A 14,540-nucleotide genomic window follows, 5' to 3' on the forward strand; every position below is an offset into this window, starting at 1 on the left:
CGCTGCCGGGATCGGGGTCAGCGCCAGCGGGGCAGGACCTCGGCGGCCACCTGCTCCAGCGTCGACTCCGAGGCCGCGTAGGGCTCCTCGGGCCGCGGCCAGTGCGTGATGACGTCGGTGAAGCCGAGCGCGTCGGCGCGGCCGACGAGCTCCTCGAAGAACCCGACGCTGGAGAGCGAGACCCGTCCGCCCGGAAGCTCGGGGGTCGAGGTGGTGTCGAGGAGCAGCAGGCGACGGAAGCCCTCGCCGCGGCCGGTGACCTCGAGCTCCTCCTCCAGCCGCCGCGCGGACTCCTCCAGGCCGGCGAACCACTCCTCGAGCGGCGTGCGGAACGGACCGGTGGTCACCCAGCCCTGCCCGACGCGGGCGGCCAGGCGCAGCGCCCGCGGGCCGTTGGCCGCGACGATCAGCGGCGTGCGGTCCAGCCCCGGGGCGGTGCGCGCGTCGGCGAGGGAGAAGTGCTCGCCGGCGACGTCGACGTGGTCGCCGCTGCGCAGGGCGTCGAGCATGAGCACGAGCTCGTGGAAGCGGTCGGCGCGCTGGCGCGGGGTCATCGGCGCGGTGCCGAGCACGACGCTGTCGATGTCGCCGCCGGCCCCCACGCCGAGGACGAACCGGCCGTCGGAGAGGTCCTCGAGGGCCTGGGCGTCGCGGAAGAGCTGGTAGGGGTGGCGGAAGTTCGGCGGCGAGACGAGCGTGCCGAGCTCGATGCGCTCGGTGACGACCGCGGCCGCGCCGAGCACCGGCGTCGCCCCGCGCCATGGCGCGCCGACGAGCCCGCCCCAGACCAGGTGGTCGTAGGTCCAGGCGTGGTCGAAGCCGAGGTCCTCCACCGCCTTCCAGCGGGGAGCGGCCTGGCTCCAGGGCAGGTCGGTCAGCAGGGTCACTCCGATGCGCACCACCCCAACCTACGCGCGAGCGCGGCGACGACGTAGGTTCGGGGACCGTGGGGATCCGTGGACTGGTGGCCGACACCCGACCTCTGCAGAACCCCCACTTTCGACGCCTGTGGCTGGCCAACATCGTCACCGTCATCGGGGCGCAGCTCACGGTCGTCTCGGTGCCCGCCCAGATCTACGCCGAGACCGGCTCGTCGGCCTACGTGGGCCTCACCGGGCTGTTCGGCCTGGTGCCTCTGGTGGTCTTCGGGCTCTACGGCGGGGCGCTGGCCGACCACGTCGACCGCCGGACGCTGCTCATCTGCACGACCGTGGGCCTGATCCTCACCAGCACGCTGTTCTGGGTGCAGGCCGCGCTCGGGTCGGGCGACGTGTGGCTGCTGCTGGGGCTCTTCGCGCTGCAGCAGGCGTTCTTCGCGGTCAACCAGCCGACTCGCAGCGCGGTGCTGCCGCGCCTCCTCGAGCCCGAGCTGCTCCCGGCGGCGAACTCGCTGAGCATGACGGTGATGCAGGCCGGCGGCATCGCGGGCCCGCTGGTGGCCGGGGCCCTCATCCCCGTGCTCGGCTTCTCCTGGCTCTACCTGCTCGACGCCCTCTCGCTGCTGTTCACCCTCGGCGCGGTGGTGCGGCTGCCCCCGCTGCCGATCGAGGCGATCGCCGGCGCCGCCGCGCCCGGCCTGCGCTCGGTGATCGAGGGCCTCACCTACCTGCGCACCCAGCCGGTGCTGCTGATGAGCTTCGTCGTCGACCTGATCGCGATGATCTTCGGCATGCCGCGGGCGCTGTTCCCCGAGATCGCGCACCGCGACTTCGGCGGCCCCGACCAGGGCGGGCTGGTGTTCGCGCTGCTCTTCGCGGCCATCCCCGCCGGCGCCGTCATCGGCGGCGTCCTGAGCGGCTGGGTCTCCCGCGTCACGCGTCAGGGCCTGGCCGTCATCGTCTGCATCCTCGTGTGGGGCGCGGCGATCCTCGGCTTCGGCGTGGCCGTCGCGCTCGCCGACCACTGGCGCACGCCGATGCTCGTCGTCGCCGTGGCGATGCTGGCCCTCGGCGGCGCCGCCGACATGGCGTCGGCCGCGTTCCGCACCTCCATGCTGCAGACGGCCGCCGCCGACGCCGTCCGCGGGCGGCTGCAGGGCGTGTTCATCGTCGTCGTGGCCGGCGGACCGCGGATCAGCGATGTCGCCCACGGCGCCGCCGCGGCCTCGGTCGGAGCGGCCGCCGCCGCGGCGGGTGGCGGAGTGCTGGTGATCGTCGGCACGGTCGTCGCCGCGCTCGCGGTGCCGTCGTTCGTGCGCTACCGGCTGGTGCGGACGGCGAGCCCCCAAGCCGACTCCCGGGCCGACTCCCAGACCGACCCCGCCTGAGGGAACCTGACGTCGGGGCGCGGCGTCGCAGTGCCATGAGCCCCCTCGCCCGTCGCGTCGTCGTCCTGCTCGCCTGCGCCGTGGCGGTGCTCGGCGTCGTGCTCCTCACCGACCGCGACGCGGATCCGGCGCCTCGCTCGCGCACGGTCGGCGAGGCGCCGCGGGAGGGCTGGCGCACGGTGGCCTTCGAGGACCTGCGCGTCGACGTGCCCGCCTCCTGGCGCCGCCTGGACACGTCCCGATGCGAGCTCGCCTTCGAGCGCTGGGGCCCCGAGGGCACCGACGCCTGCGACCCGGCCACGGGCCTGGCCTTCTACGGCTCGGCGACCTTCGACCCCGCCGTGGGCCCGGGCGTGCACCGCGGCCGGGGCGACGACCCCGCCTGGGGCGGCTATGCGACCGCGGGGTCGATGGTCGCCTACGCCGAGGGCCCGGACCGGGCGGTGGTCGCCGCCATCCTCGGGAGCGTGCGAGCCGCCGGCTGAGGCGGACCCGTCCCGCTCAGGTGCGGTCGAGCAGCCCCCGGACGTACTCGGCCTGGCCGAGGTGTCGCGTGGCGTCGTCGAGCACGCTGACGAGGCGGACGCCGAGGGTCACCGGCGGATCCCAGCGCTCGTCGACGACGCGGTCGAGCGCGGCGGGCGTGAGACCGCGGACGTCGTCGGCGTTCGCGGCGAGCACCGCGCGGGCGTAGGCGGCGAGGTCCTCGCCGGTGGCCCGCACCCGGGCCACCTCGTCGGGGCCGTGGCCGTAGCCGGTGTCGTCGGCGGGCAGGTCGAGCGCGAGCCGTTCGCGGAAGCCCTGTGCCTCCCAGACCTGGGACCGGTCGAACGCGCTGGCGACGTGGTCGTCGAGCACGCGCGCAAGGTGCCAGACCAGCCAGGCGATGGGGTTCGTGCCGGGCGCCGGCGTCCAGGCGAGCTCGTCGACGGTGAGGTCGTCGAGGACGCCGTCGAGCGACTCCTCCAGGCGGCCGAAGGCGTCCTTGAGCAGCGCGGCGACGTCCATGCCCCGACGCTAGGGCGCGGTCGGCCGCCGCGAGGTCACCCCGGCAGGCGGTCGGGCGGCAGCGCGGGGGTGACGATGACGCCGGTGTCGGGGTCGCCGTAGGTCGTGAGCGCGGTCGGCTCGTGGAGCGCCAGCCAGGCGACGTGGGCGCAGACGACGGCGTCGACCTGGTCCTCCACCCGGCGCAGCGCGGCCTTGGTGGTGGCCTGCTCGACGGTGGCGCGCAGGGCGGCCCAGGCCTCGTGGGCGGGGGCCTGCGCGCCGACGTCGACGACGCTCGCGGCGAGGTCCATCAGTCGCAGCAGCTCGGCGCGCAGCAGCGGCTGGTCGCGGCCGGGCTTGGCCTTGTAGCGCAGGATCCGCGGCAGGTCGAAGAGCGCGACGGTGGCCGCGTGCGGGTAGACCTCCAGGGCGCGCGGCCCATCGGCCTCGTGGTCGAGCGTGAGGCCGAGCAGGGCGGCGACGCCGGCGCCGCGGGTGCCGGCGGCGAACTCCGGCTTGCCGGTGTTGGAGGGGTGGCAGCCGGCCTGGAAGCGGCGGAAGTCGCGGCCCAGCGCCTGCTCGGCCGGGCGCGAGCCGGTGGGGTTGACGACGATCAGCGGGGCGTCGATGCCCGCGACGACGCCGCCCGCCAGGAACGGCTCGACGAACGCGACGATCTCCTCGTCGGTGCGCACGGCGGCGATCCGCACAAGCCGGCCGGCGCCGTCGACGACGGCGAGCCCCGTGGGGCTGCGCAGCCCCCAGGCGAGGTCGATGCCGACGGCGTGCACGGGCGTCCGGGCCTCAGAGGTGGTCGGGGATGACGAAGTCGGCCGGCAGGTCGGGCAGGTCGTCCTCGGCGAGCTCGGCGGGATCGCGCGGCGCCGGCCGCGGGGCCTGGCGGTCGGCGGGCTGGGCGTCCTCCGAGCGCAGCGGCAGGTGGGCGAGCACGCCCTGGACGTACTCGACGTGCTGGGCGACGGCGTCCTCGGCCTGCGACTCCCACCAGTGCTCGAACTCGGCCTCGGCGTCGGCGGCGGGGATCTGGTCGGCCTCGGCCTGGGCGAGGGTCTGCGCGCGGAAGCGCTCCTCGAGCCAGGGGCGGACGGTGTCGGCGACCTGCTCGTCGCTGAACTGCGGCTGGGTGCCGGTCTCGACGTCGATCTCGGGGAGCCGCACCATCACCGGCAGCGCCACCTCGCCGACCATCTGGATGCGCTCGAAGCGGGGGAAGCGCGGCATGGTGCGCCAGATCTCCTCCGCCTGCTCGGGGTCGCGATGCAGCCCGGCCTTCACGAACCCGTGGAGGGCGGTGGTCATCTCGTGCTCGGTGAAGCGCATGGGCCCATCGTCCCAGACCGGGGGTGGCCGTCCGCCTGCGCGCCTGGCCCGCCTGGCCCGCCTGGCAGGCTGGAGGGGTGCTGGCCGACCGATGGGGCGTCACCGACGCCGAGACCCGCGAGCCCTACGGCTGCGACGCGCTCGTCGCCGCCCCCGCCCTCGAGGCCTGGCGCGGCGTCGACGTCGCCGCCCCGCCGGAGGTGACGTGGCGGCGGCTCGTCCAGATTCGCCTCGCTCCCTACTCCTACGACTGGATCGACAACCTCGGCCGCCGCTCGCCCCACGAGCTGCTCGATCTCCCCGACCCGGCCCCCGGCGACCCGTTCACCGCCTGCGCCGGACGCGCGGTGGGGCGGGTCGCGGCCGTCGAGCCCGGCGTCGAGCTCACCGGCACGATCCTCGCCTCGCACCTCTCCTACCGGGTGCGCCCGGCGCCCGGCGGCTCGCGCCTGCTGATGAAGATCGTCATGGCCGGGCCCCGCTGGGCCGCCCCGCTGGTCTCCGCGGGCGACCTCGTCATGGCCCGACGCCAGCTGCTCACCCTGGCCCGCCTGGCCGAGGACGACGCCCGCGCCCGGTGATGCCGCCCCACCGGTGATCGAGCCGCCCCACCGGACGCGCTCGACCAGCGACGGAGGCTCAGCCGGGGCGCACCGTGAGGGTCTGCGCCAACGAGCCCAGGGGGCCCTCGACGTCGTGCAGCACCGAGCGGGTCAGGCCGAGGCCGGTGGGGCCGAAGGTCACCGTCGTGTCGAGGCCCAGCCACTCCCCGACCGGCTCGCGTACCAGGTGGGCGGTGAGGTCGAGGTTCGGGAAGGCCACCTGGCGAGGGTCGGCGAGCACGCTCATGCCGTTGGCGACGTCGAGCATCCCGGCGAGCCGGGCGAGCGGCCCGTACGGCTCGTCGACCAGCGGGACGCCGGTGCGCGCCCACACCTGCGCACGGCCGGGTGCGACCAGTCGGCGGCGCACCTCGATGCTGGCGATGAAGGCGCCCGCCCAGTCGGTGGTGGGCTCCCAGGGCTCGACGTCGACGGGCGCCGGCAGGGCGGTCTCGCGGGTCGCGGCGACGGCGGCGGAGTCCCGCGGCTGCTGCAGCCAGGCGCGCAGCAGCACGGCGGGCCGTCCGCCCTGGCTCATCGTCGCCTCGACGAGCTCGATCGTGCGTCCCGGACGCCGCACCTCGACGGCCACCTCGACCTCGTCGAGCGTCAGGGTGCCGAGGATGTCCCAGGACAGTCGGGAGACCAGGACGACGTCGTCGCGCCGGCGCGCGGCGTCGCTGACGACGGCGTGGGCCAGCACCCCGAGCGCGGGCGCGACGTGCTGCTCGGCCTGGTTCCACGCACCGCCGACCAGGGGGCTCGGGCGGAGGGTGCTGGGTCCGGTGCGCTCGAAGTAGGCCATGGCTCCTGCCTATCGCAGCAGCCGGCGGACCGGCCCGCCGGGGTCGCGCGGGCATCGGCGATGATGCGGGCGTGACCGAGCAGCAGCCCTCCCCCGCCGTGTTCGACTGCGAGATCCACCCCCGCATGCGCGACGTCAACCTCGGCGGACACGTCGACAACGTCGAGGCGATCCGGATCATCGACGAGGCCCGCATCCTGTTCCTGCGGTTCGCGCCCGGCCTCACCGGCGAGCGGCCGGGCCTGCTCGGCGGTGCGCCCGACGGGGTCGCGGAGCTGATGGGATCCCAGCGCGTCGACTACCACGCGGAGATGCGCTTCGCGCCGTTCCAGCCCTTCCACGTGCGGCTGTGGATCAGCCGGATCGGCCGGACGTCGTTCTCGGTGTCCACCGAGCTGCGCGTCGAGGCCGGTGGCGCGCCGGCGCTCATCGCCGACTCCGCGCTGGTCATGTGGGACCACCGCACCGGCAGCGCCTGGGCCCTCGACGACGTGCTGCGCGGCCACCTCGAGCGCCATCTGGCGCCGCCGGTCGCCCTGCGCGGTTGACCTGCGCGGTTGACCTGGGCGGCTGACCCCGCGTCCGAGGCGTCGCCGTCCCGTCCCTCGGCATTCACCCGCAAAAGGCTCAGGAGCCGCGACGGCGGCCGATCGTGTGGGCGTGAGCAGCGCACCGCAGGCCCCCTCCCGGGCCGTCCACGTGGTCGAGCTGGGACGTCTTCGCGACGTCGCCCGGCGCGGCGCGGCGCTGCTGGCAGAGACCGTCGTCGTCCCCGCCGTGCTGCTGGTGCTGGGCCTGCGGCTCGGCGGGGCGACGACCGGTCTGGCGCTCGTGCTGGCCTGGCGCTGCGGGATGCCGCTGGTGCGGGTCCTGCGTCGACGCCGGGTGCCCACCGCCGTGTGGCTGACGACGTCGATGTTCGTGGTGCGGGTCGGCTCGGCCGCCGCCGTCGCGTCGGTCGCCTTCTACCTGTGGCAGCCGATCCTGATCTCCTTCGCCCTCGGCGTGTTCTTCTGCGTCTCCGGGCTCATCGGCCACCCCGTGACGCTGCGGCTGGCCGGCGACCTCGTGCGGCTGCCCGCCGAGGTGGTCCACGACCACGCCGTGCGCGGCGTCTTCAGCGGGATGGCGCTCATCTGGGGCGGCGTCCACGTGGTCTGCGCCGGGCTCGGGGCGCTGGTCATGCGCCTGCCGCTCGAGCAGGCCGTCGTCGTCCAGAGCGGGCTGGGCATCGTCTGCACCGTCGGCTCGACCGGCGGCTGCCTGCTGTGGGGCGTGTGGCGGCTGCGTCGCCTCCCCCACCTGAGCCTGCGCTTCGCCGGGTCTGCGGGGCAGACCGAACCGCTCGCGCTGCCCGCTCCGGCCGGGCCGCTCGCCCTTCCCGCCGCCGCCTGAGTGCCGCGCGGGCTCACCCCGCAGCCGCGCCCGTGACCGCGAGGGCCACCGCGCCGACCACCTCCGCGCGCTCGCCGAGCGCGCCCTGCACCACCCGCAGCGCCGCGGCGGTGTCGGGCTGGGCGTAGCGCTCGAGCGCCCGCTCGACGCCGGAGCGCACCGACGCCGCCGCTCCCAGGGCGCCGCCCAGCACCACCAGCCCCGGATTGAGGCAGTTGGCGAGGTCGGCCACGGCACGTCCGATCAGGTGCCCGGCGTCGCCCAGCACCCGCCGGACGCCGGCGTCGCCCTCGGCGTCGAGCGCGAGCAGGGCGGGGACGTCGAGGGGCTCGTCGTGGGCGGGCTGGAGGAGGCCGAGCAGCCGCGGCGCGGCGACGAGGGTCTCCAGGCAGCCGCGGTTGCCGCAGCGGCACACCGGCCCGTCCTCGCCGATCTGCACGTGCCCGATCTCGCCGGCCTGGCCGGTGCTGCCGCGGTGCAGTCGCCGCCCGAGGACGATCCCGGCGCCGAGTCCGCCGGAGTGCTTGAGGTAGACGACGTCGTCGACGTCGCGGCCGGCGCCGCGGGTGACCTCTGCCAGCGCCCCGAGGTTGGCGTCGTTGTCGACCTCCACCGGCACCCCGAGGCGTCGCTCGAGCTCGGGCCCGGGCGCGATGCCCAGCCAGCCAGGGAGCACGCCGGTGGACACCCGCCGGGTGCGCCGATCCAGCGGCGCGGGCACGCAGACGCCGACCGTGGTGAGGGCGCCGGAGCCGGCCTCGCGCACCAGCCGGCCGACGACGACGGCGGCGCGCTCGAGCGTCGCGACGCCGCGACCGTCCACGTCGAGCGCCTCGAGCGCCTCGGCGAGCGGAGTGCCCTCGGCGTCGGCCACCACCACCCGCAGGTGGCCGTGCCCGACGTCGATCCCGGCGACGACGCCGGGCGCGGCCCGCAGCGCCACGAGCACGGGCGGACGGCCGCTGCCGCCCTTGTGGGGGCGGCCGGTGACGCCGGTCTCGCAGGCCACGCCGTCGGCGATCAGCTGGGCCACCAGGCCCGAGACCGTGGTGCGGGACAGGCCGATGCGCCGGGCCAGCTCGGCCCGGCTGGCCGGCCCCGAGGCGGCGAGCGCGCGCACCACGGCGCGGCGATGGTCCTGGCGCAGGCGCGCCAGGGCGCCGTCGTTGATCGTCACGTCCCGAGACCTCCGTGATTCGTCCGGACCTCTGACAAAAGACCGGCGAGGGAGGCGAGATTACGCATTGATCCGTGCAGAAGGCGAGACCTACGGTGACCGCGGTCACAGCCATCGGGGGCGGTCGACCGCCCCCTCTCTCGGGAGGACCCCCATGCTCCGACGATCCCGTCCGGCCGCGCTCGCGGCCGGGCTCCTCGCGGCCGGTCTCGTCACCGCCGGCCTCGCCACGGCACCCGCAGGGGCCGACCCCGCGCCGTCCGCCGACGCCCGCGGCACCGCCGGCCCTGTGTACCGCGACGCCCACGCCTCGGTGCAGCGCCGCGTCGAGGACCTGCTCTCCCGGATGACGCTGGCGGAGAAGATCGGCCAGATGACGCAGGCCGAGCGGGCCGACATCGACGCCGACCCCGCGCTCATCGCCTCCTACGGCCTGGGCAGCGTCCTCTCCGGCGGCGGCTCCGCACCGACGCCGAACACCCCGACGGCCTGGGCCGACATGGTCGACCGCTACCAGCGCGCCGCGCTCACCACGCGCCTGGGCATCCCGCTGCTCTACGGCATCGACGCCGTGCACGGGAACAACAACGTGCTCGGGGCGACGATCTTCCCGCACAACATCGGGCTCGGCGCCACCCGCGACCCCCGCCTGGTCGAGCGCATCGCGCACGTCACCGCCGAGGAGACCCGCTCCACCGGGCCGCAGTGGGCCTTCGCGCCCTGCCTGTGCGTGGCCCGCGACGACCGCTGGGGCCGCACGTACGAGTCCTTCGGCGAGGACCCGCGCCTGGCCGAGGAGATGTCGGTCGCGATCCGCGGCCTCCAGGGCCGCCGCGGCCAGCTCGACGACGCCGACCGCGTGCTCGCCAGCGCCAAGCACTTCGCCGGCGACGGCCTGACCACCTACGGCACCGGCGAGGGCGACTACACCGTCGACCAGGGCGTCGACGAGGTCTCCCGCCGCGACTTCGCCCGCCTGGCCCTGCGCCCCTTCGTCGACGCCGTCGAGCGCTACGACGTCGGCACGGTGATGCCGTCCTACTCCAGCGTCGACTGGACCGACGACGGCCTGGGCAACCCCACCAAGATGCACGCGAGCAAGGAGCTGCTCACCGGCGTCCTGAAGCAGAAGATGGGCTTCGACGGCTTCGTCATCTCCGACTGGCGCGCGATCCACCAGATCCCCGGCACCTACCGCGACCAGGTGCGCACCTCGGTCAACGCCGGCGTCGACATGTTCATGGAGCCCTACAGCGGCAACGCCGACGGCTGGCGCGACTTCATCACCACCCTGACCTCGCTGGTCGAGGACGGCGAGGTCAGCCGGGCCCGCATCGACGACGCGGTCGGGCGGATCCTCACCAAGAAGTTCGAGCTCGGCCTCTTCGAGCAGCCGTACACGAACCGCCGCCACCTCAAGGACGTCGGCAGCGCCGCGCACCGGGCGGTCGCCCGCGAGGCCGTCGCCCGCTCGCAGGTGCTGCTGCGCAACCGCACCGAGACCCTGCCCCTCGCCGCCCGCGGCGTGCGCCCGCTCTACCTCGCCGGCAGCAACGTCGACGACCTCGGCAACCAGGCCGGCGGCTGGACCGTGCAGTGGCAGGGCGGCAGCGGCGCCACCATCCCCGGCGACACCATCGCCGACGGCATCCGCAAGGCCACCCGCCGTCCGGTCACCGTCAGCGTCGACGCCTCGGCCCCGGTGCCGGCGAGCGCCGACGCCGTGGTCGTGGTGGGCGAGACGCCCTACGCCGAGGGCTTCGGCGACGTGAACGGCCCGCGCTGGAACGACGCCGGCGTGGAGCGTCCGGCCAAGACGATGGAGCTCTCCGCCGCCGACCAGCAGGCCATCCGCACCACCTGCGCCGCGGCCGCCAGCTGCACCGTGCTCGTGGTGTCGGGCCGGCCGATGATCATCCCGCCGACCCTGCTCCCGCGGATCGACGCGCTGGTCGCCTCGTGGCTGCCCGGCTCCGAGGGCCGCGGCGTCGCGGACGTCCTGCTGGGCGCGCAGCCCTTCACCGGTCGGCTTCCCGTCACCTGGCCGCGCTCGGTGGCCCAGGAGCCGATCAACGTCGGCGACGCCGACTACGACCCGCTCTACCGCTACGGCTTCGGCCTGCGCACCCGGGCCGCCGGCGGTCACGGGGGCCACGGGCACCACGGCGGTCACGACCACTGACGCCGGCTGGGTCCGCCGTCCGGGACCCCGCGCCGACCACCGGTCGACGCGGGGTCCCTCGCATCTCACGCCGAGGCGGACGGCTGGACCTCGACCTAGGTGGAGGTCCTAGCGTCGTCGTCATGTCCCGGACGCCCCTCCTGCTCACCGACGCCGACGTCGCCCGGCTGGCCACGCCCGCGCTGGCGGTCGCCGCGATGCACGACGCTCTCGTGGCCCTCCACGACGGTCGGCTGACCGCCCCCGCCCGACTGCGGGCCGACCTCGGCGACGGCGCGCTGGTCGTCACCGCCGGTCGGCTCGAGGGACAGGCCCACGGGTTCCGCGCCTACGACACGCTCGGCCTGCCCGACGCCGAGCAGATCGTCGTCGCCCACGACGCGAGCGGTCGGGTCGCGGCCGTCGCCGTCGGGGACCTCCTCGGCGCGCTGCGCACCGGCGCCCTCGGGGGCGCGGCGGCCGACCTGCTCGCCCCGCGGCCGCGCGAGGGCGTCGTCGTCGCCGTGATCGGCGCGGGCCTCCAGGCCTGGACCCAGCTCTGGGCGCTGAGCTCGGTGCGGCGGATCGCCGAGGTGCGCGTGCACTCCCGCGGCCCCCAGCGCCGTGACGCTCTCGTCACCCGCGCCCGCGACGAGCTCGGCCTGCCCGCGAGAGCCGCGGCCGACGCCGCGAGCGCCGTCGCCGGAGCCGACGTCGTGCTGGTGGCGACCTCCTCCCCCACCCCGGTGCTGGACGCCGCCGCGCTCGGCGAGGACGTCCTGATCGTCACCGTGGGGCCCAAGCAGCCGCCCCGCAGCGAGATCGCCGCCGAGGTGCTGACCGGCGCGTCGTTCCTCACCACCGACTCCCCCGCCCAGCTGGCCGCCTACGAGCCGCCGTCGCTGGCCCGCTCGCTCGGACTGGCCGACGCCGTCGTCCCGCTCTCGGCCGTCGCCGCGGGGGCCGTCGCCGCCCCGACGACCGGACGCCGGGTGCACCTCTCGACCGGCCTGGCCGGCACCGAGGTCGTGCTGCTGCACCGCCTGGCGGCGCTCACACGAGCCTGAGGACGCGATCCGCGACGCCGATCCACGCCCGCTGGCCCCAGCCGAGGGTGAGCCGATCGTCCTCGATGCCGTCGCCGAAGACCACCAGGCGCTCGGACTCCACCTGGACGACCAGCGAGGCGCCCGCGCCGAGCCGCCCCTCGGTGAGGGTCGTGCCGGTCACCGGCGAGGCCCAGGCCTCGCGGACGAACCAGACGACCTCGCGCTCGGTGGGCGTCGGCACGGGCAGGGACGACCCGCGCTCACGGGCCACCGAGCCGCACCATCCCGTGACCCCGGTGCCGGTGCCCACCAGCAGGCCCGAGGTGGCCTGACGCTCCGCGTCGCGGCCGTCGCCCTCGCCCGGCGAGTGCAGCGTCCAGCGGGCGGTCTGGTGCGAGGAGTGGCCCAGGTAGAGCTCGTTGAGCGCGTTCAGCCGCTGACCGTCGTCGGTGACGACACCGACCATCGTCCGCTCCTCGGGCGTGCGCGCGCCGTCGTGCACCGCCCGCAGCAGGGCGCCGACCTCCTCGGCGCGGTGGCGCACCAGGACGCCGGGGTTGCGGCCCGGCTCGGGGTCGACGCCGATCACCGGCTGCCCGTCGAGGAACCGGGCCACGTTGGCCACCAGCCCGTCCTGGCCGACGACGACCACGAGGTCCTCGGGGCTGAAGGCGAAGCGCGGCAGGTCGGCCCGCTCCACGCGGCCGGTGCGCCACCCCTCGGGCACGGCCGCCTCCACCCGGCGCAGGGCCGCGCCCAGCGCGTCGTCGTGGGCTTGGAGCTCGGCGGGGTTGCGGTCGCGCGAGCGCAGGAAGAAGCGCGCCTGCCCGAGGGTGCCGTGCTGGGCCACCAGGGCGCTGAGCTCGCTGGCCCGGTGGACGAGCACGACGCGCGGCGAGAGCGTCATCGCCGAGCCTCGGCGGCGCTCCCCGCGTCGACCGTGCCGGCGGCCTGGGCACCCCAGCCGGCGGCGAGGCTGGAGAGCAGGTCGGGCGTGAGCACGAGCGTGCCGATCTCAGGCAGTCGCCCCCCGAGCTCGCGCAGGGCGAGCGCGGCCACCATCACCGGCTCCAGATCGCGGTAGGGCGCCACGCGGGCGGCCTCCGCCTCGGCGGCGGCGACGCCGGTGGCGGCGAGGCCGTCGGCCTCGGCCTGGGTGCGCTCCCGCGTGCGGGCGACCTCGGCGCGCAGGCTGATCGCGTCGGCGGCGGCGGCCTCCTCGGCCCGTCGCCGCTCGTTCTGGCCCCGCTGGGCCACCAGCTGCTCCTCGCGCCGGGCCAGCTCGATCTGGTTGGCCAGCTCGTTCTCGGCGATGGCGCGCTCCCGCTCGACGGCCACCGCGCGCCGCTCGTAGGTGGCGCGGTCGGCGTCCTGCTGGAGCCGCTCGCGCGCCGGGGTCTGGAGCGCCTTCTCGACCTCGGGCTCGGGACGCAGCCCCACCAGGCGGACGTCGACGACCTCGATGCCGGTGTCCGCGAGCCGCTGGTCGCCCACGAGGCCGGCCCGGACGGCGTCGCGCACCGGGGCCGCGCCGCGGGTCACGGCCTCGACGAGGTCGAGTCCGGCCACCACCTGCATGGCGTGCTGCTGGGCGGCCTCGGCGAGGATCGCCTGCACCTGCGCCAGCGGGGTCCCCCGCCACTGGCCGGTCGCCGGGTCGATGCCGAAGTCGATGCGGGTCGCGGCGCGGTCGGGCCGGGCGAAGCGGAAGGTGACGGTGAGCTGCACCGCGAGGTCCTGCAGGTCGGCGGTGCGGGCGTGCACCAGCGAGGGCAGCTCCTGGTCGTCGACCGGCAGCTCGGAGAGCGCGCTGCTGAGGGGACGGAACCACAGGCTGCCGCCGGTGGTGCTGCGCAGCAGGGCGCCGTTGCGGACGACCCGCACGTGCGAGGTCTCGGCGGTGCGCAGGTGGCGCACGAAGGGGTAGCGGCGGATGTCGGCCATGGCGTCCTCCTCGACGTCCACGACGATCGCTTTAATCGTCGTTATGACGATTAGTCCACCACCTCTGCTCGATATCGTCAAGATGACGATTATTGGTAGGGTCGACGGCATGGCGCTCCCGTCCGAGGTGGTCCCCGTGGCCCTCGCCGTCGACCTCGTCGTGCTCACGCTGCGCGACGGAGCGCTGCACGCGCTCGTCGTCCGACGCCGCGAGAGCCCGCATCGCGGCGCCTGGGCGCTCCCGGGCGGCTTCGTCCGCGCCGGCGAGGACCTCCAGGACGCCGCGGCCCGCGAGCTCGCCGAGGAGACCGGGCTGCGCGACGTCGGCCACCTCGAGCAGCTGCGCACCTACGGCGCACCTCGCCGCGACCCCCGCGGCCGGGTCGTCAGCGTGGCCCACCTCGCCCTGCTGCCCGATCTGGGGCAGCCCGCGGCCGGCGGCGACGCCAGCGATGCCGCCTGGCGGCGCGTCGACGAGCTCACCGAGGCCCGCCTGGCCTTCGACCACGCGAGCGTCCTGGCCGACGGCCTCGAGCGCGCCCGCGCGCGCCTGGAGTACAGCCCGCTCGGCGCGGCGTTCTGCCCCGACCCGTTCACCGTCAACGACCTGCGCGCGGTCTACGAGGCCGTCTGGGGCCAGCCCCTCGATCCGCGCAACTTCCACCGCAAGGTCACCGGGACGCCCGGCTTCCTGGTGCCGACCGGGGAGACCACCACCCGGGGCGGTGGTCGTCCGGCCGCGCTGTTCCGCCTCGGGCCGGCCGAGCGCCTGCACCCGCCGCTGAGCCGCGCGGGCGCCTGAGCCTCGAG

General features: G+C 75.8%; 16 protein-coding genes. 8 read left to right on the forward strand and 8 right to left on the reverse strand.

What is annotated here, in order from left to right; all coding sequences use genetic code 11:
* Positions 1-17 precede the first annotated feature (17 nt).
* Positions 18-899 (reverse strand): LLM class flavin-dependent oxidoreductase, encoded by an 882-nt coding sequence (locus ACZDWJ_RS00860; protein ID WP_463519018.1) that lies wholly within the window; start codon positions 897-899, stop codon positions 18-20.
* Between the two features lie 47 nt (positions 900-946).
* Between ACZDWJ_RS00860 and ACZDWJ_RS00865 the strand changes: the two genes are divergently transcribed.
* Positions 947-2,266, forward strand: coding sequence for an MFS transporter (locus ACZDWJ_RS00865; protein ID WP_463519019.1), 1,320 nt, complete (start codon positions 947-949; stop codon positions 2,264-2,266).
* 35 nt (positions 2,267-2,301) lie between these two features.
* Entirely contained in the window at positions 2,302-2,751 is a 450-nt protein-coding gene (locus tag ACZDWJ_RS00870) for a hypothetical protein (protein WP_463519020.1), read from the forward strand.
* Between the two features lie 16 nt (positions 2,752-2,767).
* On the opposite strand, the gene ACZDWJ_RS00875 is transcribed toward ACZDWJ_RS00870, so the two are convergent.
* Genes ACZDWJ_RS00875 through ACZDWJ_RS00885 form a run of 3 tightly spaced genes read right to left on the reverse strand, consistent with a single transcriptional unit; the run spans position 2,768 to position 4,597 of the window.
* On the reverse strand, positions 2,768-3,274 hold the full coding sequence (locus ACZDWJ_RS00875) for a mycothiol transferase (RefSeq protein WP_463519021.1): 507 nt from the start codon (positions 3,272-3,274) through the stop codon (positions 2,768-2,770).
* A gap of 35 nt (positions 3,275-3,309) precedes the next feature.
* Positions 3,310-4,047 (reverse strand): DUF429 domain-containing protein, encoded by a 738-nt coding sequence (locus ACZDWJ_RS00880; RefSeq protein ID WP_463519022.1) that lies wholly within the window; start codon positions 4,045-4,047, stop codon positions 3,310-3,312.
* 13 nt (positions 4,048-4,060) lie between these two features.
* The gene (locus ACZDWJ_RS00885) at positions 4,061-4,597 is read right to left on the reverse strand and encodes a hypothetical protein (RefSeq protein ID WP_463519023.1); all 537 of its coding nucleotides are present in this window, start codon (positions 4,595-4,597) and stop codon (positions 4,061-4,063) included.
* Positions 4,598-4,674: 77 nt separating this feature from the next.
* Here ACZDWJ_RS00885 and ACZDWJ_RS00890 point away from each other — a divergent pair, with 77 nt between their 5' ends.
* The gene (locus tag ACZDWJ_RS00890; protein WP_463519024.1) at positions 4,675-5,178 is read left to right on the forward strand and encodes a hypothetical protein; all 504 of its coding nucleotides are present in this window, start codon (positions 4,675-4,677) and stop codon (positions 5,176-5,178) included.
* A gap of 58 nt (positions 5,179-5,236) precedes the next feature.
* On the opposite strand, the gene ACZDWJ_RS00895 is transcribed toward ACZDWJ_RS00890, so the two are convergent.
* On the reverse strand, positions 5,237-6,004 hold the full coding sequence (locus ACZDWJ_RS00895) for a thioesterase family protein (protein WP_463519025.1): 768 nt from the start codon (positions 6,002-6,004) through the stop codon (positions 5,237-5,239).
* Positions 6,005-6,075: 71 nt separating this feature from the next.
* Here ACZDWJ_RS00895 and ACZDWJ_RS00900 point away from each other — a divergent pair, with 71 nt between their 5' ends.
* Positions 6,076-6,552 (forward strand): acyl-CoA thioesterase, encoded by a 477-nt coding sequence (locus tag ACZDWJ_RS00900; RefSeq protein ID WP_463519026.1) that lies wholly within the window; start codon positions 6,076-6,078, stop codon positions 6,550-6,552.
* Positions 6,553-6,664: 112 nt separating this feature from the next.
* Positions 6,665-7,399 carry a DUF3159 domain-containing protein gene (locus ACZDWJ_RS00905; protein ID WP_463519027.1) on the forward strand — a complete coding sequence of 245 codons (735 nt, stop codon included), beginning with the start codon at positions 6,665-6,667 and terminating at the stop codon, positions 7,397-7,399.
* 13 nt (positions 7,400-7,412) lie between these two features.
* Here ACZDWJ_RS00905 and ACZDWJ_RS00910 read toward each other — a convergent pair whose 3' ends face one another.
* Complete coding sequence (locus tag ACZDWJ_RS00910) at positions 7,413-8,576, reverse strand: ROK family protein (RefSeq protein ID WP_463519028.1); 1,164 nt, start codon at positions 8,574-8,576, stop codon at positions 7,413-7,415.
* Positions 8,577-8,730: 154 nt separating this feature from the next.
* Here ACZDWJ_RS00910 and ACZDWJ_RS00915 point away from each other — a divergent pair, with 154 nt between their 5' ends.
* Positions 8,731-10,758, forward strand: coding sequence for a glycoside hydrolase family 3 protein (locus tag ACZDWJ_RS00915; RefSeq protein WP_463519029.1), 2,028 nt, complete (start codon positions 8,731-8,733; stop codon positions 10,756-10,758).
* A gap of 122 nt (positions 10,759-10,880) precedes the next feature.
* Complete coding sequence (locus tag ACZDWJ_RS00920; RefSeq protein ID WP_463519030.1) at positions 10,881-11,804, forward strand: hypothetical protein; 924 nt, start codon at positions 10,881-10,883, stop codon at positions 11,802-11,804.
* On the opposite strand, the gene ACZDWJ_RS00925 is transcribed toward ACZDWJ_RS00920, so the two are convergent.
* Together ACZDWJ_RS00925 and ACZDWJ_RS00930 are read right to left on the reverse strand one after the other, a co-directional pair.
* Positions 11,791-12,693, reverse strand: a complete 903-nt coding sequence (locus ACZDWJ_RS00925) for a diacylglycerol kinase catalytic domain-containing protein (protein WP_463519031.1) — start codon at positions 12,691-12,693, stop codon at positions 11,791-11,793. The genes ACZDWJ_RS00920 and ACZDWJ_RS00925 overlap by 14 nt on opposite strands.
* Entirely contained in the window at positions 12,690-13,730 is a 1,041-nt protein-coding gene (locus tag ACZDWJ_RS00930; RefSeq protein WP_463519032.1) for an SPFH domain-containing protein, read from the reverse strand. The genes ACZDWJ_RS00925 and ACZDWJ_RS00930 overlap by 4 nt, the downstream gene beginning before the upstream one ends.
* 109 nt (positions 13,731-13,839) lie before the next feature.
* On the opposite strand from ACZDWJ_RS00930, the gene ACZDWJ_RS00935 reads away from it, so the two are divergent.
* Complete coding sequence (locus ACZDWJ_RS00935) at positions 13,840-14,532, forward strand: NUDIX hydrolase (protein ID WP_463519033.1); 693 nt, start codon at positions 13,840-13,842, stop codon at positions 14,530-14,532.
* The last annotated feature ends 8 nt before the right edge of the window (positions 14,533-14,540 follow it).

It is taken from the genome of Nocardioides sp. B129/18, from assembly GCF_055282735.1.